This is a genomic window from Rhodococcus sp. NPDC060176 (genome assembly GCF_042728675.1).
Taxonomy (GTDB): Bacteria; Actinomycetota; Actinomycetes; order Mycobacteriales; family Mycobacteriaceae; genus Rhodococcus_F.
Map to the genome: position 1 here is coordinate 152,798 of NZ_JBHWYS010000006.1, position 21,452 is coordinate 174,249.

Genomic DNA, 21,452 nt, shown 5'->3' on the forward strand with positions numbered 1-21,452 from the left:
CTGACATGGCTCCCGCAGGATCGACGTCGCCGCTCTCGCCTGGCGGCCTGGCAGCGCCGCACGGGATTCCCGGTCACCTCGTCGATTTTGTCGAGGCGCTGCGACGACGCGGAATCATGGTCGGCCCGTCCGAGACCGTCGACGCCGGTCAGGTCATGTCGGTTCTCGATCTGCTCGATCGTGAGGCTCTTCGTGAAGGGCTGGCGTGCTCGCTCCTGCGCAGGCCGACCCACCGGGCCACGTTCGACGCCGTCTTCGATCTGTGGTTCCCCAAAGCGATCGGTGACCGGGCGGTCGGTGACGTCGACGTGTCACTGCCGCGTAAGCCCGACGGTTCGATCGATTTGCAGGCCTTGCGTGAGCTGATCGCCGAATTGCTGACTGACGGCAGCGACGAGGCGATGGAGTTGACCGAACTTCTCACCGCCGCAATGGTCGAGGAACTCGGGCAGTACCAGTCGAGCAACGGCCCGTCGTTCTCCGCCTACCAGGCACTGCGCGACGTGGCCCCGGAGACTTTGCTCAACAAGATCCTGCAGGGTCTACTCGGCAACCAGGAGGGTTCCGGGTCGGAAGGCAAGGACAACTCCGACTATCAATCCGAGGTCGCCAAGCGCACGGCAGCGCAGCGCATCGCGGACTTCCGCAAGATGGTCGAGAAGGAAACGCGTCGACGCACCGCTGAGAATCTGGGCAAGGAACGGGTCGCCACGTACGGCGTTCCGAAACTCGCCGAGGAAGTCGACTTCCTGCGGGCCTCCGACGCCGAACTCACCACGCTGAAGAAGAACGTCGCACCCCTGGCTCGTCTGCTGGCCAGCCGTCTCGCCGTGCGTCGTAGCCGCTCCCGCGCGGGTTCGATCGACCTGCGTCGCACCTTGCGCAAGTCCATGTCGACGGGTGGAGTGCCGATCGATCTGGTGCAGCGCAAGCCGAAGCGAGCACGACCGGAACTTGTGGTGATGTGTGACGTGTCGGGTTCGGTGGCGGGGTTCAGCCATTTCACCCTGCTGCTCGTGAACGCCTTGCGCGAGCAGTTCTCGCGCGTGCGGGTGTTCGCGTTCATCGACACGACCGACGAGGTCACGCGGTTCTTCGACTCGAACGCAGACCTCGGGTCCGCGATGTCACGGATGGTGCGTGAAGCCGAACTGATCACCTACGACGGCCACTCCGACTACGGGCACGCCTTCGGGGTCTTCCAGGAGAAGTTCGCGCAGTCCATCAGCAGTCGCACGTCGCTGCTGGTACTCGGCGACGGTCGCAACAACTACCGAGACCCCAACCTCCAGTCGCTGTCGCAGATGGTTGCAGTAGCCAAGCACGCACACTGGCTCAACCCTGAGCCGAAGGGGCAATGGGGAACGGGTGACTCCGCTGCAAAGGTGTACAACGAGGTCATCAGTATGCACGAGTGCCGCTCGGCCCAGCAGCTCGCCGACGTCGTGTCCCGCCTGCTGCCGGTCTGACCCGTAAGCTCGACACTCGTGCAGAAGGGACTATCGGTGGAACGTGCTCGACGCCTCGGAGTGATGGGTGGCACCTTCGACCCCATTCACCATGGCCACCTCGTTGCGGCCAGTGAGGTCGCCGACCGGTTCGGACTCGACGAAGTGATCTTCGTCCCCACCGGGCGGCCCTGGCAGAAGCAGGGGAAGGGCGTCAGTCCTGCCGAGGACCGTTACCTCATGACGGTCATCGCCACCGCCTCCAACCCGCGGTTTTCCGTCTCTCGGGTCGACGTCGACCGTGAAAAAGTCACGTACACCGTGGACACATTGCGAGACCTCCGGGCCTACCACCCCGACGCCGAACTCTTCTTCATCACCGGTGCCGATGCGCTGGCCAGCATCCTTTCCTGGCAAGATTGGGAAGAGTTGTTCGCATTGGCGAAGTTCGTCGGGGTATCGCGACCGGGTTTCGATCTCAATGCCGAACACCTGGCCGGTCACCTCGACACCATGCCCGCCGACGCGGTCACGTTGATAGAGATTCCGGCACTTGCCATTTCGTCGACCGAATGTCGGCGTCGGGCAAGTGAAGACCGTCCCGTCTGGTACCTGGTGCCGGATGGAGTGGTGCAGTACATCTCGAAGCGGAACCTGTATCGACCTGTCGACGCGGAGCGCCGCGACGGAGCTACAACGATGTCGGAGCCCGCACCGGGGAAGTCGGAAGCCGTCCCGGGCGCCGAATCGAGCTAGCCGAGAACAATAAGTACTTTCTGAAGACGAAACTGGAGAACATCGAGTGAGTGCAAACACCGAAGCCATCGACATGGCACGCATCGCGGCCTTGGCAGCCGACGAGAAGCTGGCCACCGAAGTGGTGGTGCTCGATGTGTCCGAACAGCTGGTCATCACGGACTGCTTCGTGATCGCGTCCGCGACCAACGAGCGTCAGGTCAACTCGATCGTCGAGAACATCGAGGATCGCCTCCGCGAAGCCGGACACAAGCCCGTCCGTCGTGAAGGCACCCGCGAGGGCCGCTGGGCGCTGCTCGACTACGCCGACATCGTCGTCCACGTCCAGCACGACGAGGAGCGCAACTTCTACGCTCTCGATCGCCTGTGGAAGGACTGCCCGACGGTCGAGGTCGAAGGTCTCGGACAGAACCGTCCCGGCCCCGCCGACGCCAACACGGTGTTCGAGACCGACACGGTTTCCGAGCCGGACGCGCAGGATCCCTCGCTGTGACTTCATCGGCGCCCAGTGCGGCGTCGAACCCTGTCCGCCGGCTCATCCTGCTGCGTCACGGACAGACCGAATACAACGCCGACTCTCGGATGCAGGGGCAACTCGACACCGACCTGTCGGAGTTGGGACGCACGCAGGCCAAGAGTGCAGGTCCGGTGATCGCCGATCGCAGACCGTTGACGATCGTGTCCTCGGATCTGCGCCGGGCGTACTTCACGGCCGTCGCTGTCGGTGATGCCGCCGGACTTCCGGTCCTCACCGACACGCGTCTGCGTGAGACACACCTGGGCGAGTGGCAAGGCCTGACGCATCACGACGTCGACGAGCGTACTCCCGGTGTGCGATCTGCCTGGCGGGCAGATGCCACGTTGGCGCCGCCCGGCGGTGAAAGCCGAATCGACGTCGCAAATCGCAGCCTTCCGGTAGTTCACGAGCTACTCGAGACGCACCCGGACTGGGCCGAGAGGCCCGTGGTTCTGGTGGCGCACGGAGGCTTGATCGCGGCACTGACAGCGGCATTGCTCGACCTGCCCATCGACCGCTGGGCTGTACTCGGCGGATTGGGAAACACCAGTTGGGTGCAACTCAGCGGACATGGTGACGTCAAGTCGATCGAGTGGCGACTCGACGTATGGAATGCTTCTGCGAGTGTCGCAAATGACGTCCTCTGAAAGTGCTGACGGGCAGCGCCCCGTCCTCCTCGTGCTCGCGGATTCGCTGTCGTATTTCGGCCCCAAAGGCGGCCTCGCGGCAGATCATCCACGCATCTGGCCCAACATCGTGGCCGACGAACTCGACTGGGATGTCGAGTTGGTCGCCCGTATCGGCTGGACGTGCCGCGACGCGTGGTGGGCACTGACTCAGGATCCTCGCGTGTGGGCGGCGGTGCCGCGGGCCGGTGCCGTCGTGTTCGCAGTCGGCGGTATGGACTCGCTGCCGTCCCCATTGCCTACCGCGCTCCGCGAGACCATCCGCTACGTTCGTCCTCCGGCGCTTCGACGCGTGGTGCGCGAGGGTTATCAGTGGCTGCAGCCGAGGCTTGCACCGCTGGGCCGCCCGGTCGCGCTTCCGCCCAAGCTGAGCGTCGAGTATCTGGAAAGCTCGCGAAATGCGTTGGAGTACATGCGGCCGGAACTACCGATGATCGCGACTCTGCCATCCGTGCACCGCAGCGATGCCTACGCAAGCGTGCATGCCGGCCGGCCGGCCGCCGTGTCCGCGATCACCGAGTGGGCTACGAAGAAAGACGTTCCCGTGGTCGACCTCGCGGATGCAGTGCGCGACAACGTCTTTTCCGAGAACGGTAATCCTGATGGCATTCACTGGGGTTGGGACGGTCACGTCGGCGTAGCCCGCGCGATGATCGCTGCGATTCGCGGGGTCGAGGCGCAGACAGTGGTTTCGCCGGAACTTGTCTCACCGCAACTCGTCTCACCACCGAGCGAAGTCGGGTAGCACAGTGCCGGTCGTCGTCGTCACGGATTCCTCCGCCTGCATTCCGCAGGAGTCGGCCGACGCATGTGGCATTCAGGTGGTTCCCCTCCATGTGCTCCGCGACGGCTGCGACTTGCGTGAGGGCGTCGACGCAATGCCGAACGATCTGTCGGGAGTGACAACGGCCGGAGCGTCACCCGCCGAGTTGTCCGAAGCGTACGCACGCGCCCTGGAGATGAGCGACGGTGACGGTGTCCTCGCCGTTCATATTTCACGCCAACTGTCGGGAACGTGGAAAGCCGGACGAGTCGCGGCCCAGGAGTTCGGTGGCGCCGTCCGGATCGTCGATTCACAGTCCGCCGGAATGGGTTTGGGATATCCCGCTCTCGAAGCTGCGCGCTTGGCCGAGAAGGGCGCTTCACTGGAAGAGGCATACGGCCGGGCCGTCGACGTTGCAAGCCGTGGGCGCTGCTACATCGTCGTCGACAAACTTGATCAATTGCGCCGGGGCGGACGAATCGGAACCGCAGCCGCGTTGCTGGGTACTGCATTGGCGATGAAGCCGATCCTGCATCTGGTGGACGGCAAGCTGGTGCTCGGCGAGAAAACACGTACCACCACCAAAGCGCTTGCACGCTTGGTGGATTCGGCAGTCGAGCGCGCTGGTCTCGGTCGTGTGGCGATAGCCGTGCATCACATGCGAGCGCGAGAGCGTGCCGACGGGATAGCCGAACAGTTGGCCGAGCGCATCCCCGATGTAGCGGAATCTGTGGTTACCGACTTCAGCGCAGTCATCGGAGCGCACGTCGGTGTCGGCGCGATCGGTGTTGTGGTGTGCCCGCTGCCGGACATCGACACGAGCGCCTGATCGTTTCTCCACAACCCTCGAGTTCTCCACAGATTGAAATTGTTCGTCGTTGGCGGCGAGGTCTCCCGTTAGCGTCCAGTCATGAGGATCAGCGAGGAGCGCGAGCGGGCGCGTGATCGCCTCGCGGCGATGGACGGCAACTACAGGCGGCGACATGAGGACGTCGACGAATTCGAGGATTCGGCGTCTTTCGAGAGGTCCCCGCAGCCATTCGAGAGATCCCCCGAGTGGCTTCAGGACTTCGACGAGGACGAGTACGAAGCTCAACCAGACTCGTCACGGTTCGATCGACTGCCCGAGCGTTGGCGCGGAACGCGTTGGCGCCCGAGTCGATCGGCGACCTGGGTGTTGGCGATCGTCGCTGCACTGGCCACGGCTATCGGCTTGTTCACCGTGTGGTGGGATTCTCCGAGTATGCAGGCGGTCCCACCGCTGCCCTCGCCCCAGAATGTCACGGCGCCGACTGTCACTGCCGACGATGGTAAATCACCCAGTCCCGTACCTTCCGGTGTCGTAGCAGAGCAGCGGCCTGAGGCTCTGGTGGTCAGTGTCGTCGGACTCGTGCGCACGCCGGGTCTTGTCAACCTACCTCCGGGCTCGCGCATTGCCGACGCGCTCGCCGCGGCAGGCGGCGTGGTCGACGGCGCGGAGACGGTGGGCCTGAATCTGGCGCAGAAGCTTGCCGACGGTGATCAGATATTGGTGGGTGCGGCCGATCAGCTCGGCGGTGTTTCGCCGAGTTCGAGCACCACCGCGGGAAGTACCGGCGTTGCCGCTGCAGGTGAAACGGGCGGGGCCGGCATGGTGAACCTCAACACCGCTACCGAGGCCGAATTGGACGAGCTTCCCGGGGTGGGGCCGGTAACGGCTGCGGCGATTGTTTCCTGGCGCACCTCCAACGGAAAGTTCACGGACATCGAGCAATTGGGGGAAGTTGACGGGATCGGCCCCGCGAGGTTGGCGAAGCTGCGAGTGCTGGTGTCGGTATGAACGAATCGGAGGTCCGGCCCGTTCTCGACGCTCGACTGCTTCTGTCGGCCGTCGCAGTGTGGGGGAGCAGTGCGGTGGGGATACTGTTCGGCGCGGTCGCCGCGTGGGTACTGGCGGTGGCATGTGCGGTTCCAGCGGCAATCCTGACTGTCGTGGTCGTGCGCCGGACATCTACGGTGTGGGCACGAATCATGTTGGTTGCATTGCTGTTCGGCGCCGGGTGTAGTGCGGTCAGCGGGTGGCGAGCGACCGAGGTCGAGGGGCACCCACTGACCCGGGCTGCTCTCGAGGGATCGTGGGTGAGTGTCGAAGTGGAACCCACTGAGGATCCGCACGTGGTCTCCGGCGCGGTGGGTCAAGGTCAGGTCTTCTTCCGGGCAACCGTGGATTCGGTGACTGCACACAACCACAGGTACTCCGGAGGCGGCTTGGTCACCATCCGGGCGCCCAGTTCGTCGTGGCTCGAAGTTGTTCCAGGGCAGCGCCTCACGGTTCGCGGCCGGGCGAGTCAGCCCTGGCGTAGCGATTCCACGCTCGCCGTGATCACGTCCGAAGGCCCTCCCGTCGCGGTGGGAGACGTGCCCTGGTACCAGCGATGGGCGAGCGTGGTGCGCACTCGTTTCGCGGCTGCGTGCTCGGCTGCACTCCCGCCGGATCAGGCAGGTCTGCTGCCTGGCCTCGTCGTCGGAGACACGTCGGCGTTGTCGCCGGTGGTGAAGGACAACTTCACCGTTGCCGGGCTTTCCCATCTCACCGCGGTGTCCGGCGCCAACATCAGCATTCTGCTCGGGGCCGTTCTGCTGTTGGTCAGAGCAGCGGCGCTGAGTCCGCGGGTCGGCGCCGTCTTGGCACTGATGGCCCTCGTCGCTTTTGTTGTCGTCGCGAGGCCGTCGCCGAGTGTTCTACGCGCGTCGGTGATGGGCCTGATCGGCCTGCTCAGTCTGGTCACCGGTCGGCGCAAACAGGCGCTGCCTGCTCTTGCTGCCGCCGTCATCGCTCTGGTTATCGTGATGCCCGAGTTGGCCGTCGACTGGGGATTTGCGCTGTCGACCACGGCCACCGGTGCACTGGTGATCATTGCCCCCGTGTGGGTGGATGTGCTTCGCCGACGAGGATGGCCCCGTTGGCTCGCGGAGATGACAGCCGTCTCCAGTGCGGCGTTTGTCGTCACTGCACCGTTGGTGGGCGCCATGGCGGGAACATTCAGTGTCGTCACGATTGCCGCGAACATGGCGGTGACTCCCGTGATCGGAATTGTCACGGTGTTCGGTGCGGTAATTGCCTTGTGCGCGCAGATCAGTCCGTCGATTGCCGTGTTCATTGCTCCGCTCGTCCGGCCTCCGATGGGGTGGCTGCTATACGTGTCCGAGCGGGCGGCGGCGCTTCCCGGAGCGTCGGTGGTGGTGCCGTCAGGACTCATCGGCGCTCTCGTCGTCGTGGGCGTCTTACTGGTCGTAGCGCTGACGCCGTGGAATCGGATCTCGAGATGGGTGGTTGGCGTCCTCGTTCTGGGAGTTGTTCTAGCGCTTATCTTTCAACACGTGTTCGGGGGTGGCCGTGTTGCTCCGGGGTGGGTACTGGTGATGTGCGACGTCGGTCAGGGGGACGGTCTGGTGCTCTCGACCGGCGACGGCAGGGTGATCGTCGTCGATGTCGGTCCTGATCCCACGTCGATGGATCGTTGCCTGAACATGTTGGACGTCAACGACATCGCGTTGCTGATGATCAGTCATTTTCATGCCGATCACATCGGTGGATTGGAAGCAGTTCTGGGTGGGCGTTCGGTCGCTGCTGTCGGAGTCGGGTCGATGTTGTTGCCGGAGTCAGGTTTTCGGGCAGTGAAGGAAGCCGCCGACTCGCAGGCCGTTCCGGTTGTCTCGTTGCGCGCAGGTATGGAGTTGACGTTGGGATCGGTGAACGTGGAGGTTCTGGGTCCGTTGCTTCCGGCTCCCCGCGATGCGGGGGACGGCGCGGACGCCGCCAACGATCAGTCGCTGGTGGTGATGGCGCACACGGGCGCGGGTCGAATTCTGTTGACGGGCGACGCCGAAGTTGCGGGGGAGGAGGCTATCCTCCGATCGGGAGCGGACGTGAAGGCCGATGTGTTGAAGCTGCCCCATCACGGTTCCCGGACCACGTCGTCGGCATTTCTGGAAGCGGTGCGTCCGAGGTTGACGATGATCAGCGTCGGCGTCGGCAACAGTTTCGGGCACCCGAATGCGGAGGTTCTCGATGAACTGGATTCATTGGGCGGGGCGGTGGTTCGGACCGACGTCGACGGCACCGTCGCTGTGTACGGCGGGGGCGGCGGGTCTGTGTCGATCGTGTCGGTTCCTCGTGGGACCATCTTCGGGTGAGTAATCCGTCTGGAGTCGATCCGCTGCATCTTGTTCTCGGGGACGACGAGTTCCTGATCGACCGCACGGTATCGCAGCTCATCAGAGCCGTCCGCGGTGACCGCGGCCAGGGTATTTCGGATCTCCCGGTAACCAAGATGCGTGCGGGCGACACCAATGCTCCCGAGTTGGCTGAACTGCTCAGCCCCTCTCTTTTTGCCGAAGACCGTGTGATCGTCTTGGAATCGGCGGCAGAAGCAGGCAAAGATGCCGTAGCTCTTGTTCTCGAGGCGGCGCGTGAGCCGGCAGAAGGCGTCGTTCTGATCGTCGTGCACTCGGGCGGCGGTCGCGCGAAAGCGTTGGCACCGGCCCTCGAGAAGCTCGGTGCCACGGTGCACAGCTGCGGAAAACTGAACAAGAGTCAGCTTGTCGACTTCGTCCGCGGTGAGTTCCGGACCGCCGACGTCAGGGTTGCGCCCGACGCGATCGCAGCGATGATCGAAAGTGTCGGCTCCAACCTCCGCGAACTGGCATCGGCCTGCTCACAATTGGCGGCAGATACCGGCGGCAAGATCGACGTCGATGCGGTCCACAAGTATTACTCGGGCAAGGCCGAGGTTTCCGGATTCGACGTGGCCGACAAAGTCATCGTCGGCGATACCCGGGGTGCGCTCGAGGCGCTCCGATGGGCAGATCAGATCGGAACTGCCCATGTCCTGCTCGCTGATGCCCTCGCCGACGCAGTCCACACCATCGCGAAGGTCGGCCCGTTTGCACGGGGCGGTGACCCGTTCCGGTTGGCGTCGGATCTCGGAATGCCGCCGTGGAAGGTCAAGAAGGCGATCAAGGAAGTCGGCGGCTGGGATCCCACGTCGATCGGCGCTGCCATGCAGATCGTCGCTGCCCTCAACGCCGATGTGAAGGGCGCCGCAGTCGACTCGTCCTTCGCCCTGGAGATGGCAGTGCGGAAAGTGTGTGCACTGCGGAAGAACTGAGGACACGATGTCTCAGCGCGAGGTTGGCCGGCAGTAGTCTCGCGACCGTGGAGACACCCGTCCAGTAACCCAGCAAGCCTGATCGAGAACGCAAAATAGCCGCCTGGTCTTTCGACCTGGCGGCTATCGAGACGAACCAGTATGACGGCGAACCGTCACAGTGGAAACGTCAGAGCTTGTTGGCAGCCTGCGAGAGTGCAGACTTCTTGTTGGCAGCCTGGTTGGCGTGAATAACGCCCTTGCTGGCTGCCTTGTCGAGCTTGCGGCTGGTGGAGACGAGGAGCTCGTTGGCCTTGTCCTTGTCACCGGCTGCCGCAGCCTCGCGGAATGAACGGATCGCGGTACGCAGGGAGGACTTCACCGACTGGTTACGGAGTCGGGCCGCCTCGTTGGTACGGATTCGCTTCACCTGGGACTTGATGTTGGCCACGCGTAAAATCCTTGTCGTCTTTAGCTGGTTACGGTCGAGAAAGCTGTGGGCGCACTGATGCACCGACTGGCAAGATTACCAGCCGAGGGCCCAAGAACCCAAACCGTCGCACGTTGCGTCTGTCGAGAAGAGTACACCGAGCGCCCGAACTCTCGCCGCGCTGCCGAATAGCCGCACTTGTAGCAGCATGTTGCCCTATGACGCCGCCGCCTTCGAAAAGTTCGAGTAAAACAGGTTCGACCACCACCCGAGCGCGTCCCGCTGCAGTGTTCGACGGATATTCAGACATCGGTCGCTACGAGTTGGCTTTCGACGAGATGTTCGAGCCCGACGGCTCGGTACGTGGTCCGTACAAGGGCGTGTTCAAAGCCCTGGCGCCGACGAGCAGCGCCGACCTCGCCGCGCGTGCCGACGCGCTCGGACGCGCATTCATCGACCAGGGCGTGACATTCTCGCTGTCCGGGCAGGAACGACCGTTTCCATTGGATCTGGTGCCGCGCGTCATTGCCGCGCAGGAGTGGTCGCGGCTGGAAAAGGGCATCAAGCAGCGTGTGAAGGCGCTCGAGCTGTTCCTCGCGGACATTTACGGCGAGCAGCGAATCCTGCGCGATCACGTGCTGCCGCGCCGTCTGGTCACCTCGTGTGAGCACTTCCACCGTGAAGCGGCCGGCATCGTGCCGCCCAATGGTGTGCGAATCCACGTCGCCGGTATCGACTTGGTCCGCGACGAGGCCGGGGAGTTCCGAGTTCTCGAGGACAACCTGCGATCTCCGTCCGGCGTCTCCTATGTGATGGAAAACCGTCGCACGATGACTCGGGTGTTCCCCGACCTGTTCATGTCCCACAAGGTGCGGGCCGTCGGGGATTACGCAACACACTTACTGAGGGCGCTGCGCGCGGGTGCTGCACTCAACGAAGCGGACCCCACAGTGGTTGTTCTCACACCAGGTATTGCCAACTCGGCCTATTTCGAGCATTCGTTGCTCGCTCGTCAGATGGGCGTGGAACTCGTCGAAGGTCGCGACCTGTTCTGCCGCGACAACATGGTCTACATGCGTACGACGGAAGGTGAGCGCCAGGTCGACGTCATCTATCGCCGCATTGACGACGAGTACCTCGACCCGATGCACTTCCGCCCGGATTCGATTCTCGGCGTCGCAGGTCTATTGAATGCGGCGCGGGCAGGCAACGTGGTGATCTCGAGTGCCGTCGGCAACGGAGTCGGTGACGACAAGCTGGTCTACACCTACGTTCCGCAGATCATCGACTACTACCTCGGTGAGAAGCCGCTCTTGCAGAACGTCGACACGTTCCGCTGTTGGTTGGACGAGGAGTGCGAGCAAGTCCTCGACCGGGTCGCGGAACTCGTCATCAAGCCTGTGGAAGGGTCCGGCGGCTACGGAATCGTCTTCGGGCCCGACGCGAGCCCCAAGGAACTGGCCGCGATCACCCGCAAGATCAAGGCGGACCCGCGCGGATGGATCGCGCAGCCTCTCGTGCAGTTGTCCACGGTGCCGACCAAGATCGACGACGTTCTCTCGCCGCGCCATGTGGACTTGCGGCCCTTTGCCGTCAACGACGGTGACGACGTGTGGGTGTTGCCCGGCGGTCTGACCCGGGTGGCGCTTCCGGAAGGTTCGCTGGTGGTCAACTCCAGCCAGGGCGGCGGAAGCAAGGACACGTGGGTGCTCGCGAGCCGCACCTCTCACGAGGACCCGGAGCTGTCCGGCGAGGAGTTGGTGTCCGAGCCCCCGGAATCCGCGGAACCGGTGCAGGGACCGGAGCTGAGCACCTCACAACAACAACAACAGCAGCAGCAACAGTGAACTCCACTGAACTGCCCAGCTACCAAGAACTATCAGCGAACGGAGCGTGGTGACTGATGCTTGCTCGCAACGCAGAGTCTCTCTACTGGATCGGCCGCTACGTCGAGCGGGCGGACGACACCGCTCGGATCCTCGATGTCGCCGTCCACCAACTTCTCGACGACGCCACCGTCGATCCTGACCGCACGTCGCGCTTGCTCTTGCGTGTTCTCGGCATCGAGGCGCCGGAGGAGAAGCTCGACGTGCGTTCCCTCACCGATCTGGTTGCGTTCAGTCGCAATCAGGTTGGTTCGATCGTGGACTCGCTGGCGAGTGCCCGAGAGAATGCTCGCGGAGCACGTGAGGTCACGTCGAGTGAGATGTGGGAGTGCCTGAACACCACGTACAACGGATTGGCCGAGCGTGAGCGTGCATCACGCCGGCTGGGCCCGCACGAGTTCTTCCGCTACGTGGAGGAACGCGCAGCGATGTTCGCGGGCCTGGCGGATTCCACGCTCAGTCGCGACGACGGCTACCGGTTCCTTCTGCTGGGGCGCTCGATCGAACGTGTCGACATGATCGTGCGAATGCTGCTGGCGCGCGCCGGTGACCGACCGTCTTCGCCGGCGTGGGTCAGTGTTCTTCGCTCGGCGGGTGCGCATGACACGTATCTGCGTACGTATCGCGGAGCACTCGACGCCAATCGCGTCGTCGAGTTCATCTTGTTGGACAGGCTCTTTCCGCGCTCGGTGTTCCACTCGATCAGGCAGGCAGAGAAGTGCCTGCAGGAGCTCGACCCGCAGCCGGGCAGTCGCGTCGGGATCCGGGCGGAGGCGCCGCGGCTTCTGGGCCGCGCACGCAGTGAGCTCGAGTTTTTGCCGCAGGGCGTGTTGCTAGAGGATCTGCAGGGACGGTTGCTCGGTTGGCAGGAGACGTGCCGCGAACTGGGTGAGGCAATTGCATTGCAGTACTTCCACGCCGCGCCGTGGGTCGCATGGACGGATGCCGGGGCCGCGTACGCGGATTCGACGGTGGAGGGAGAGCTGTGAGCTGGCGAATGAGGGTCGTGCACACCACGGGATATGCGTATGACGCCCCGGTGACGTCGTCGTACAACGAGGCGCGATTGACACCCCGCGGCGACACCAGGCAGACGGTGATCCTCACGCGCGTCGAAACCCAGCCGGCAACGCGTTCCTACCGGTACACCGATTACTGGGGCACCGCGGTGACTGCGTTCGACTTGCACGCGCCACACACCGAACTCGAAGTGACCGGACTGTCGGTGGTGGAGACGGAACCGTTCGTTCAGCCCGAGGAAACCGTCGACTGGGATGAATTATCGGGTGACGCGATTAAAGATCGATTCAACGAGCAACTGAGTTTCACGAGATATGTTCCGCGTGATCGTAAGCTGGCGACAATTGCCAAGGAATTGCGCAAAGATAAATCACCTGAAGATGCAGTAGTGGCTGCGTCGCAATGGGTTTACGGTGAAATGTCTTATGTTCCGGGTACGACCGGAGTGCATACGTCGGCGGTCGAGGCCTGGTCGGCCAGGAAAGGCGTCTGCCAGGATTATGCGCATCTGACCTTGGTATTGCTACGAACGATGGGCATTCCGTGTCGATACGTTTCCGGCTATCTCCACCCCAAACGTGATGCGGCAGTCGGGGACACGGTGGTCGGGGAATCGCACGCGTGGATCGAAGCGTGGACCGGCGCGTGGTGGGGATATGACCCGACCAATGCGATAGCTGTGAATGAACAGCATGTCTCCGTCGGAATAGGAAGGGACTATTCGGATGTGCCGCCTTTGAAGGGAATCTTTTCCGGTGGACGCTCCACAGATCTCGAAGTTGTTGTGGAGATCACCAGGCTTGCGTAAAGTCCGGCAAATCTAGGCGCGTGAGCATTACTACCGTTCGATGAGAAGAAGGTGGGAATATGTCTCCAACTGCACAGGAATTGACTGAGATCGAACCGATCTCGGATGTGAAGAAGTATGCGGCCGAAGCGGTGGGGACTTTTGTGCTCGTGTTCTCCGCGGTCGGAACTGCCGTCTTCGCAGGTGCGAAAGTCGGCAATCTCGGAGTTGCCTTCGCATTCGGCTTGACCCTGCTGTTCCTCGTCTATGCGATCGGGCCGATTTCCGGTTGCCACGTCAACCCGGCGGTGACACTCGGCCAATTCGTGATCGGGCGAATCTCAGCCGTCAATGCGGCGATTTACGTTGTCGCGCAAGTGATCGGCGGGTTGGTCGCCGGCGTCGTGATCTACACGGTGGCCAACAGTCTCCCGGCGTACAACCGTGCTGCTGACGGACTGGGCGCAAACGGTTGGGGTGCACACAGTCCGTCGGCCGAGAAGAATCTTCTCGGCAACGTGGTCTCGGACGGTTACGGCATCGGTGCCGCCATGATCATCGAGATCCTGCTGACAGCGCTGCTGGTGTTCGTCGTTCTCGCGTCGACCGATCAGATCTCGGACGTACCGCTTGCCGGAGTGTCCATCGGCTTCACCCTGGCCGTCATTCACCTGATCTCGATCCCGATCGACAACACCTCCGTCAACCCCGCTCGAAGCCTCGCAGTCGCGCCCTTCCAGGACGGCGCGCTAGGTCAAGTGTGGTTGTTCATCGTGTTCCCGCTGATCGGCGGTGCACTCGGTGCACTCATCTATCGAGCACTCTTCGGACGGTTCAACCGTATGGACAGCTGATCGATACTGCTTCTATCCCTTCGGGTCGGCTTCAGCTCCAGCTGAAGTCGGCCCGAAGTTTTGCCGCGACCGCGTCGAACTTCTTGTGATCCATGACAGCGCCCTCGCGCCGGATCCCGCTCTCGGGAACGTCGAGCACCCGGTCGAGCCGGACCCAGCTGGGCCTTCCCTCGCCGTCCCACGGGCCCGAACCGATTGCGAGCCAATCACGCTCGCCTTCGCGTTTGCTCTGCGAGGACAGCATCAAACCGAGCAGCGTGTTGCCGTCGCGGCCGACAACCAGCACCGGGCGGTCTTTGCCCTGGGTCGGATCCTCCTCGTAGGCAACCCAGGTCCAGACGATTTCGCCCGGATCGGCCTTGCCGTCGAGGTCGGGGGAGTACTCGACCTTGCGGGCGCGATGTGCGGTCGGAGATGTCCGCGCGGCGATCGGTCGGCCGGACGGACCAGGCTTCGAGGTGGACGACTGAGACGTTGACGACTGCAACTGGCGCAGTAGCGCAGGTCCCTTCTCCACCGCGAGGGCGCCGAGGGTTCTGCCGATCTGCTTCCACATGCTTGCCATAGCGTTCGAGCATAATCACCTGCCCGTGGGAACCCCTGGTACGGCGGCGCCGAGACTTGGATATCCTGAGGGTTGACAGTGGCCCGGATCCGGGCCGGTGCCGGTCCGACTAAGGGGTCTCCCATCAGCAGCTTCGCCGACAAGACGTTCACGGATCCTGCGCAGATCCGGAACTTCTGCATCATCGCGCACATCGATCACGGTAAGTCGACGCTGGCAGATCGCATGCTGCAGCTCACCGGTGTGGTCGAAGAGCGGGCGATGCGTGCGCAGTACCTGGACCGTATGGACATCGAGCGTGAACGCGGCATCACCATCAAGGCCCAGAACGTTCGTCTGCCCTGGACCGTCGACGGCGAAGAGTTTGTTCTCCACCTCATCGACACTCCCGGCCACGTCGACTTCACATATGAGGTCTCCCGTGCGCTCGAAGCGTGTGAGGGCGCAATTCTGCTGGTCGACGCAGCTCAGGGCATCGAAGCTCAGACGCTGGCCAACCTCTACCTGGCGATGGAGAAGGATCTCAAGATCATTCCCGTCCTGAACAAGATCGACCTCCCGGCCGCGGACCCCGACCGCTATGCGGAAGAGATCGCGCACATCACCGGCTGCGAGCCCGGCGATGTCCTGCGCGTGTCGGGCAAGACCGGCGTGGGCGTCAAGGAACTGCTCGACGAAGTAATCGTGCAGATCCCCGCACCCGTGGGTGATGCTGACGGTCCGGCTCGCGCGATGATCTTCGACTCCGTCTACGACGCCTACCGCGGCGTGGTCACCTACGTGCGTGTGGTCGACGGTCGGATCCGTCCCCGCGAGAAGATTACGATGATGTCGACGGGCACCACACACGAACTGCTCGAGGTCGGCATCATCTCGCCCGAGCCGAAGGCCAGTATCGGTCTGGGAGTTGGCGAGGTGGGCTACCTCATCACGGGTGTGAAGGACGTCCGCCAGTCGCGCGTCGGTGACACCGTCACCACAACCCGCAACGGCGCGACCGAACCGCTGGTCGGCTACCGCGATCCCAAGCCGATGGTCTATTCAGGTCTCTACCCGATGGACGGCTCGGACTACCCGGTGCTGCGCGACGCTCTCGACAAGCTCCGCCTCAACGACGCGGCATTGGCCTACGAGCCGGAGACGTCGGTTGCCCTCGGATTCGGCTTCCGCTGCGGCTTCCTCGGCCTGCTGCACATGGAGATCACCCGCGACCGCCTCGAGCGTGAGTTCGGCCTGGAACTGATTTCCACCGCGCCCAACGTCGTCTACCGCGTCGTGATGGAGGACGGGGCCGAGGTCATCGTCACCAACCCGTCGTACTGGCCGGAAGGCAAGGTTCGCGAGGTCTACGAGCCGGTCGCCAAGTGCACCGTCATCGCCCCGAGCGAGTACGTCGGCGCCATCATGGAGTTGTGCCAGTCCCGTCGCGGTGAACTCGGCGGCATGGACTACCTCTCCGAGACTCGCGTCGAATTGCGCTACGAACTGCCCATGGGCGAGATCATGTTCGACTTCTTCGACGCCCTCAAGTCCCGCACCAAGGGTTATGCCAGCCTCGATTACGAGGAGGCCGGTGAGCAGCAGGCCGACCTGGTGAAGGTCGACATCCTTCTGCAGGGCGAGGCCGTCGACGCGTTCTCCTCGATCGTGCACCGTTCCAACGCCGGCGCTTACGGCGGACGCATGACGTCGAAGCTTCGTGAGCTGATCCCGCGCCAGCAGTTCGAGGTTCCGATCCAGGCTGCGATCGGCGCCAAGATCATCTCGCGCGAGAACATTCGTGCAATCCGCAAGGACGTCCTTGCCAAGTGCTACGGCGGCGACATCAGCCGTAAGCGCAAGCTGCTCGAGAAGCAGAAGGAAGGCAAGAAGCGCATGAAGACCATCGGTCGCGTCGAGGTGCCTCAGGAAGCATTCGTCGCGGCTCTGACGTCGGAATCGGTTGGCGAGAAGCCCAAGAAGTAGGAGCGCATGGTCACCACCTGGTTGTCCCGAGAGTTCGGAATCGAAATCCCCGTTCTCGGGGCACCCATGGGTGGCCGCGCCGGCGGTGCGCTCGCCGGAGCCGTCTCGGCTGCCGGTGGTTTGGGTCTACTGGGCGCAGCCCGGTACAACACACCGGAGTGGATCGAGGCCGAAGCCGAGGTTGCCCGGTCGATCGGCGGAAAATTCGGCGTCGGCCTGATGACGTGGTCGCTGCCCGAGAACGAGCTGATGGTCGACGCCGCGATTGCCGTCGCACCGACCATGATCACCTTGTCGTTCGGGGATCCCGCAGCGTACGTCGGACGCATCCACGACGCCGGTATTCCTGTTGTGTCACAGATCAATACGCTCGAAGACCTTCGCATTGTCGAGGCCGCAGGTGTCGACGGCGTGATCGCACAAGGCGGTGAGGCAGGCGGGCACACCGGCCGAATCGGAACTCTGCCGCTGCTGCAGGAGATCCTGGAAGCCACGACGCTTCCAGTTCTGGCAGCAGGTGGAATCGGAACCGGGCGCGGCTTGGCTGCAGTCCTGGCAGCCGGCGGCGAAGGCGTGATGATCGGCACGGCGCTGCTTGCCAGCCCGGAGACAGTCGGACCGGACTACGCCCGCGACCGCGTCGTCGAAGCCGGAAGCACCGACACGATCTACACCTCAGTTTTCGACCGTGCCCGAAGTCAGCCGTGGCCGCAGCGGTGGGGTGGTCGCGCGGTGGCCAACGAGTTCACCGCCGCCTGGCATGGAGTCGACGCCGACGAGGAAACGTTGGCTCAGGCGTACGACCCGTCGGATCCGCACAGCGGCGTCGTCTACGCCGGAGAAGCGGTGGGTCTCGTGCACGGAACCCATCCGGCCGGCGACGTGGTTCGACGCATCGGAGCCGAATCGGAGCGTCTGCTCGCTCGTTTCGCCTGAAAGCAAGGTCGGACACAGACGCGTCCCATATGAGAAGGTAAGCCTCTACTAACTAGTGGAGGAGTATCTCGTGCGTGCGATGAAGTTCTCGGCGGTGGCTCTTTTGGGAGCACTGGTCGTCGGTATCAGTGGTTGTTCGTCTTCGGACGCCGACGAGATCGCGGACGGTCGGGTCACCACGGTCGACCACAAGTTCGGCGCCACCACGATCACCGGCACGCCGACGCGCATCGTCGCGGCCGACACCCAGTGGCTCGACGCCCTGCTCGAACTCGGAATCCAACCGGTGGGGTACCTGGCTGCCGGCCCGATGGGTGACGAGCGTGGCCTGTTCCCGTGGGAGAGCGGCGTCGACGCGTCGGCGAAGGAACTCGATCGCTCCGCGATCCAGCAGTTCGGTGTCCCGCTCAAAGTCGAAGAAATTGCGGCCTTGGATCCCGATCTGATTCTCGGTGGGTTCTCCGTCGCCGATCAGGACGATTTTGACCAGTTGAGCAAGATCGCACCGACCATTGCCGGTCTGTCCGACGTCCAGGTCGATCCGTGGCAGGACCAAGTCGAGATTCTCGGTCGAGTCCTCGACAAGGAGTCTCGGGCCGACGAGATCGTCGAGTCCACGAACGGGCAGATCGATGCGCTCGCCCAGCGACTGCCGGGGCTGAAGGGAAAGACGGCACTTCTGTCGCAGTACGTCTTCCCGACGTCTCAGTTGGTGATCGTCGCTGATCCCAAGGACGGTGCTTCGGGACTGTTCACGCGCCTGGGAATGTCGTTGCCGACCAAGCTGGTCGACGAGGCCGGTGTGACCGGTGGTCGGCTGATACTCAGCCCGGAACGGGTCGACGCTCTCAGTGCCGACGTCGTGGTGCTGCTGCCCAACGGCGGGTCGCTGGACGACATGATGAAGCTGCCGGGATTTGCCGACCTGCCTGCAGTGAAGGGTGGCGGATTGGCCATCGTCGACTATCCGACTGTTGCCGGCCTGAACACTCCGTCGTCGCTGTCGCTGAAGTACTCGCTCGAATCGATCACGCCGCAACTCGAAGCGGTGGCCGGCTAGATCTGCTGTGCGCCTTTATTAACCGCGGGCGGTTAATAAAGGCGCACAGCAGGGGGTCTAGGTTGCGTTGTGCGCGGGCTGGAATGCTCCGGCTTCGGCAGCTTCCTCGGCTCGGATCACGTGGACCACGGCGTTGATCAGCGCCAGGTGCGTGAATGCCTGCGGGAAGTTACCCAAATGGCGACCGGTGTGCGCGTCGATCTCCTCCGCGTACAGCTTGAGCGGGCTCGCGAACCCGAGCAGGCGCTCGCAGAGATGCTTTGCGCGATCCAGTTCGCCGATCTCGACGAGGGCGGACACCAGCCAGAAGGAACAGATGGTGAACGTGCCTTCCTCGCCGCTCAATCCGTCGTCGGTGGTGTCGACGCGATAGCGCAGGACCAGACCTTCTTCGGTGAGCTCGTCGGCGATCGCCAGCACTGTCGCGCGGATACGCGGATCGTCGGCAGGCAGGAAGCGCAGCAGCGGAGCCAGCAGCAGAGACGCGTCGAGTGAATCGTGCCCGTAGCGCTGTGTCAGAACTCCCCGCGAGTCGACACCGTGCGCGAGGATGTCGGCCTTGATGTCGTCGGCGATTGCCGTCCATTGCTGCGCAAAGCTCTTCTCGCCCTGCATCTCTGCAAGCTTGGCGCCGCGGTCGAGAGCGACCCAACACATGATCTTCGACGACGTGAAGTGCTGCGGTTCACCGCGCACCTCCCAGATCCCGCGGTCGGGTTGGCGCCAATGCTTGATCGCTTCCTCGACCTGCTTCTTGAGCAGCGGCCACAACGCTTCAGGCACACGCTCGCGGGTACGGATGTGGAGGTACACCGAGTCGAGCATGGTGCCCCAGATGTCGTGCTGCTGTTGATCGAACGCGCCGTTGCCGATACGCACCGGACGGGCGCCATCGTATCCGGAGAGGTGGTTCAGTTCGGATTCCTCGAGCGTCCGCTCGCCGCCGATGCCGTACATCACCTGCAAGGGGTGCGGCTGACCGTTGTCCGAACTCGACACGTCGTAGATGAAGTTGAAGAAGTCGTTGGCTTCACGGTCCAACCCGAGCGTGTAGAGGCCCCACAATGCGAAGGTGGAATCGCGAACCCATGCGTAGCGGTAGTCCCAGTTACGTTCTCCGCCTGGTGTTTCCGGTAGCGACGTCGTGGAAGCCGCGAGAAGGGCTCCGGTCGGTGCGTAGGTGAGGCCCTTGAGTGTGAGCGCGCTGCGCTGCAGGTATCCGCGCCACGGATGATCGGGGAACTTTCCGATGGTCACCCACTCGCGCCACGACTTGGACGTCTGCCACATCTTGTCGGCGGCCTCGTCGAACGTCTGCGGCGCGGGAAGATCCGACCACGAGAGCGCGACGTAGACGTTGTCGCCTTCGACCAGTCGCGTCCGGGCCCGGGCCTCGCGACCTTCCAGACCCAATCGGAGATCGGTGGTCAAGCGGAGAGTGGGGTGGTCTCCGGGCTTGGCGGAGCGACACGTTGCCGTCGCTTCCTCGTAGACCTTGCCGGTGTACTCCCAATTGGCGGTGCCGCGGTGATAATCGAACGCGGGCTCGCAGCTCATCTCGAGTTCGACGGTGCCGCTGACGCATTTAACCGTACGGAGAAGCGTGTGTTCGGCATCCCAGTCGGTCGGTGTGCGCTTGTGCGTGTTCGATCGTTTGTCGACGTTGTGCCACGGACCGAGAACCAGTGCGTCGCGAACGACGAGCCAGCCGGTCTCCGTCTGCCATGTTGTCTCGAGGATGAGTCCGCCCGGCAGATAGCGTCTGGCTGCGGGTACGTTCTGGCCGTAAGGGCCGATACGGAAATGGCCTGCGCTGCGGTCGAGGATGGCACCGAACACGCTGGGGGAGTCGGGGCGGGGAACGCACATCCACTCGACAGATCCGTTACGGGCAATCAGGCACGAGGTTTCGCAATCGGAAAGAAACGCGTAGTCGTCGATCGGGGGAAAGTTGCTTCGATGGTGACCCGTGGAGGCGGGAGGAATCGTCTGCACCACTTCGTCGTCAGCACTCATTCGGACATCATCCGGCCAGAATCGACACACGTCCAATCCACACGCTGTCGGGACCGTTTCGGTGGAAGGATAGGGTGTTGACGTGGATCGGATTGCGGACTGGTGGGACAGCTTCGAGCTGTGGATGGCGGGGCTCCCGTTCATCCCGCAGGTCGCGTTAGTCCTGATCGTCGTCGTTCCGCTGTGCCGCCTGGTGGCCGTCGGTCTGGATCGCGCTTTGGCTGCCGTACTCGCTCTGCCGCTCTTCGGCTGGTTGCGTAGGAATTCTCGAGAAGTAGAGGAAAGCTGATGCCCCGCTCACGGGTCACTCTCGCCCTGATAGCCCTGATTCTCCTCGTGATCGTCGCGTGGCTTCTCACCCGTTAGTTCTCCCGATTAGAGCGGGCGCCGGTGCTCTGCTAAAGTCCACCGCGTGTCCGAAGCAACAGCTCCCGTAATCCGCCACCAGTTGGCGTTGATTGCTGTCGGCATGCTCGACGTCGCTGACGTCGCCTGTTGTTGATTTTCTGAGTTCGACCTCTCCGGTGGTGCTGCGCACCCCGTTCGAACTTCACTGCGCGTCACTCGCGCCCCCGATTCAGGGCTCTTGGCCCGTCGGCTCTCCATGTCTGAACGTCCCGATGGATTCAGCCCC

The 21,452-nt window shown here is 63.3% G+C and carries 21 protein-coding genes; 18 read left to right on the forward strand and 3 right to left on the reverse strand.

Going from position 1 to position 21,452, the window contains the following annotated elements; genetic code table 11:
• Positions 1 to 5 precede the first annotated feature (5 nt).
• The 9 genes from ACFWEM_RS25190 to holA all read left to right on the forward strand — a co-directional run bounded on the left by ACFWEM_RS25190 (position 6) and on the right by holA (position 9,320).
• On the forward strand, positions 6 to 1,469 hold the full coding sequence (locus tag ACFWEM_RS25190; RefSeq protein WP_378538094.1) for a VWA domain-containing protein: 1,464 nt from the start codon (positions 6 to 8) through the stop codon (positions 1,467 to 1,469).
• 36 nt (positions 1,470 to 1,505) lie between these two features.
• The gene (gene nadD / locus ACFWEM_RS25195) at positions 1,506 to 2,204 is read left to right on the forward strand and encodes a nicotinate-nucleotide adenylyltransferase (protein ID WP_021333408.1); all 699 of its coding nucleotides are present in this window, start codon (positions 1,506 to 1,508) and stop codon (positions 2,202 to 2,204) included.
• Positions 2,205 to 2,250: 46 nt separating this feature from the next.
• Positions 2,251 to 2,697: a ribosome silencing factor gene (rsfS, locus tag ACFWEM_RS25200; RefSeq protein WP_003944502.1), complete on the forward strand. Its 447-nt coding sequence runs from the start codon at positions 2,251 to 2,253 to the stop codon at positions 2,695 to 2,697.
• Positions 2,694 to 3,368, forward strand: coding sequence for a histidine phosphatase family protein (locus tag ACFWEM_RS25205; protein ID WP_378504694.1), 675 nt, complete (start codon positions 2,694 to 2,696; stop codon positions 3,366 to 3,368). Before rsfS ends, ACFWEM_RS25205 begins: the two co-directional genes overlap by 4 nt.
• On the forward strand, positions 3,355 to 4,152 hold the full coding sequence (octT, locus tag ACFWEM_RS25210; protein ID WP_378538099.1) for a diglucosylglycerate octanoyltransferase: 798 nt from the start codon (positions 3,355 to 3,357) through the stop codon (positions 4,150 to 4,152). The genes ACFWEM_RS25205 and octT overlap by 14 nt, the downstream gene beginning before the upstream one ends.
• 4 nt (positions 4,153 to 4,156) lie before the next feature.
• Positions 4,157 to 4,999: a DegV family protein gene (locus ACFWEM_RS25215; protein ID WP_378538102.1), complete on the forward strand. Its 843-nt coding sequence runs from the start codon at positions 4,157 to 4,159 to the stop codon at positions 4,997 to 4,999.
• Between the two features lie 81 nt (positions 5,000 to 5,080).
• On the forward strand, positions 5,081 to 5,989 hold the full coding sequence (locus tag ACFWEM_RS25220) for a helix-hairpin-helix domain-containing protein (protein ID WP_378538104.1): 909 nt from the start codon (positions 5,081 to 5,083) through the stop codon (positions 5,987 to 5,989).
• A complete protein-coding gene (locus ACFWEM_RS25225) occupies positions 5,986 to 8,346 on the forward strand; it encodes a ComEC/Rec2 family competence protein (protein WP_378538107.1) in 2,361 nt (786 codons plus the stop codon). The genes ACFWEM_RS25220 and ACFWEM_RS25225 overlap by 4 nt, the downstream gene beginning before the upstream one ends.
• Positions 8,343 to 9,320: a DNA polymerase III subunit delta gene (holA, locus tag ACFWEM_RS25230; protein WP_283304155.1), complete on the forward strand. Its 978-nt coding sequence runs from the start codon at positions 8,343 to 8,345 to the stop codon at positions 9,318 to 9,320. The genes ACFWEM_RS25225 and holA overlap by 4 nt, the downstream gene beginning before the upstream one ends.
• A gap of 169 nt (positions 9,321 to 9,489) precedes the next feature.
• Here holA and rpsT read toward each other — a convergent pair whose 3' ends face one another.
• Complete coding sequence (gene rpsT / locus ACFWEM_RS25235) at positions 9,490 to 9,750, reverse strand: 30S ribosomal protein S20 (RefSeq protein ID WP_003944567.1); 261 nt, start codon at positions 9,748 to 9,750, stop codon at positions 9,490 to 9,492.
• Positions 9,751 to 9,947: 197 nt separating this feature from the next.
• On the opposite strand from rpsT, the gene ACFWEM_RS25240 reads away from it, so the two are divergent.
• From ACFWEM_RS25240 to ACFWEM_RS25255, 4 genes are read left to right on the forward strand one after another with little or no spacing between them, the layout of a single operon-like run.
• Positions 9,948 to 11,576, forward strand: a complete 1,629-nt coding sequence (locus tag ACFWEM_RS25240; RefSeq protein ID WP_378538112.1) for a circularly permuted type 2 ATP-grasp protein — start codon at positions 9,948 to 9,950, stop codon at positions 11,574 to 11,576.
• Between the two features lie 56 nt (positions 11,577 to 11,632).
• Positions 11,633 to 12,604 (forward strand): alpha-E domain-containing protein, encoded by a 972-nt coding sequence (locus ACFWEM_RS25245; protein WP_095969748.1) that lies wholly within the window; start codon positions 11,633 to 11,635, stop codon positions 12,602 to 12,604.
• Positions 12,605 to 12,612: 8 nt separating this feature from the next.
• Complete coding sequence (locus ACFWEM_RS25250; protein WP_378538543.1) at positions 12,613 to 13,443, forward strand: transglutaminase domain-containing protein; 831 nt, start codon at positions 12,613 to 12,615, stop codon at positions 13,441 to 13,443.
• 59 nt (positions 13,444 to 13,502) lie between these two features.
• On the forward strand, positions 13,503 to 14,276 hold the full coding sequence (locus ACFWEM_RS25255; protein ID WP_003944482.1) for an aquaporin: 774 nt from the start codon (positions 13,503 to 13,505) through the stop codon (positions 14,274 to 14,276).
• Between the two features lie 31 nt (positions 14,277 to 14,307).
• Here ACFWEM_RS25255 and ACFWEM_RS25260 read toward each other — a convergent pair whose 3' ends face one another.
• Complete coding sequence (locus ACFWEM_RS25260; RefSeq protein ID WP_378538118.1) at positions 14,308 to 14,841, reverse strand: type II toxin-antitoxin system PemK/MazF family toxin; 534 nt, start codon at positions 14,839 to 14,841, stop codon at positions 14,308 to 14,310.
• A gap of 72 nt (positions 14,842 to 14,913) precedes the next feature.
• Between ACFWEM_RS25260 and lepA the strand changes: the two genes are divergently transcribed.
• From lepA to ACFWEM_RS25275, 3 genes are all read left to right on the forward strand, one after another.
• Positions 14,914 to 16,806, forward strand: coding sequence for a translation elongation factor 4 (gene lepA / locus ACFWEM_RS25265; protein WP_230813932.1), 1,893 nt, complete (start codon positions 14,914 to 14,916; stop codon positions 16,804 to 16,806).
• A 6-nt stretch (positions 16,807 to 16,812) separates the two neighbouring features.
• Positions 16,813 to 17,742: an NAD(P)H-dependent flavin oxidoreductase gene (locus ACFWEM_RS25270; RefSeq protein WP_378538124.1), complete on the forward strand. Its 930-nt coding sequence runs from the start codon at positions 16,813 to 16,815 to the stop codon at positions 17,740 to 17,742.
• 79 nt (positions 17,743 to 17,821) lie between these two features.
• Positions 17,822 to 18,802, forward strand: coding sequence for an ABC transporter substrate-binding protein (locus tag ACFWEM_RS25275; RefSeq protein WP_378538546.1), 981 nt, complete (start codon positions 17,822 to 17,824; stop codon positions 18,800 to 18,802).
• 57 nt (positions 18,803 to 18,859) lie between these two features.
• Here ACFWEM_RS25275 and ACFWEM_RS25280 read toward each other — a convergent pair whose 3' ends face one another.
• Positions 18,860 to 20,818, reverse strand: a complete 1,959-nt coding sequence (locus ACFWEM_RS25280; protein WP_063316226.1) for a glycoside hydrolase family 15 protein — start codon at positions 20,816 to 20,818, stop codon at positions 18,860 to 18,862.
• An 82-nt stretch (positions 20,819 to 20,900) separates the two neighbouring features.
• On the opposite strand from ACFWEM_RS25280, the gene ACFWEM_RS25285 reads away from it, so the two are divergent.
• Both ACFWEM_RS25285 and ACFWEM_RS25290 read left to right on the forward strand, forming a co-directional pair.
• Positions 20,901 to 21,107, forward strand: coding sequence for a hypothetical protein (locus ACFWEM_RS25285; protein WP_019749040.1), 207 nt, complete (start codon positions 20,901 to 20,903; stop codon positions 21,105 to 21,107).
• A gap of 123 nt (positions 21,108 to 21,230) precedes the next feature.
• On the forward strand, positions 21,231 to 21,320 hold the full coding sequence (locus tag ACFWEM_RS25290) for an Ms4533A family Cys-rich leader peptide (protein WP_309599318.1): 90 nt from the start codon (positions 21,231 to 21,233) through the stop codon (positions 21,318 to 21,320).
• Positions 21,321 to 21,452 lie beyond the last annotated feature (132 nt).

What these genes read in the sequence shown, in the direction of transcription:
- ACFWEM_RS25190 (WP_378538094.1), top strand. Translation starts at nt 6, where the DNA reads ATGGCTCCCGCAGGATCGACGTCGCCGCTCTCGCCTGGCGGCCTGGCA.
- octT (WP_378538099.1), top strand. Translation starts at nt 3,355, where the DNA reads ATGACGTCCTCTGAAAGTGCTGACGGGCAGCGCCCCGTCCTCCTCGTG.
- ACFWEM_RS25220 (WP_378538104.1), top strand. Translation starts at nt 5,081, where the DNA reads ATGAGGATCAGCGAGGAGCGCGAGCGGGCGCGTGATCGCCTCGCGGCG.
- ACFWEM_RS25225 (WP_378538107.1), top strand. Translation starts at nt 5,986, where the DNA reads ATGAACGAATCGGAGGTCCGGCCCGTTCTCGACGCTCGACTGCTTCTG.
- ACFWEM_RS25240 (WP_378538112.1), top strand. Translation starts at nt 9,948, where the DNA reads ATGACGCCGCCGCCTTCGAAAAGTTCGAGTAAAACAGGTTCGACCACC.
- ACFWEM_RS25245 (WP_095969748.1), top strand. Translation starts at nt 11,633, where the DNA reads ATGCTTGCTCGCAACGCAGAGTCTCTCTACTGGATCGGCCGCTACGTC.
- ACFWEM_RS25250 (WP_378538543.1), top strand. Translation starts at nt 12,613, where the DNA reads ATGAGGGTCGTGCACACCACGGGATATGCGTATGACGCCCCGGTGACG.
- ACFWEM_RS25255 (WP_003944482.1), top strand. Translation starts at nt 13,503, where the DNA reads ATGTCTCCAACTGCACAGGAATTGACTGAGATCGAACCGATCTCGGAT.
- ACFWEM_RS25260 (WP_378538118.1), bottom strand. Translation starts at nt 14,841, where the DNA reads ATGGCAAGCATGTGGAAGCAGATCGGCAGAACCCTCGGCGCCCTCGCG.
- ACFWEM_RS25270 (WP_378538124.1), top strand. Translation starts at nt 16,813, where the DNA reads ATGGTCACCACCTGGTTGTCCCGAGAGTTCGGAATCGAAATCCCCGTT.
- ACFWEM_RS25275 (WP_378538546.1), top strand. Translation starts at nt 17,822, where the DNA reads ATGAAGTTCTCGGCGGTGGCTCTTTTGGGAGCACTGGTCGTCGGTATC.
- ACFWEM_RS25280 (WP_063316226.1), bottom strand. Translation starts at nt 20,818, where the DNA reads ATGAGTGCTGACGACGAAGTGGTGCAGACGATTCCTCCCGCCTCCACG.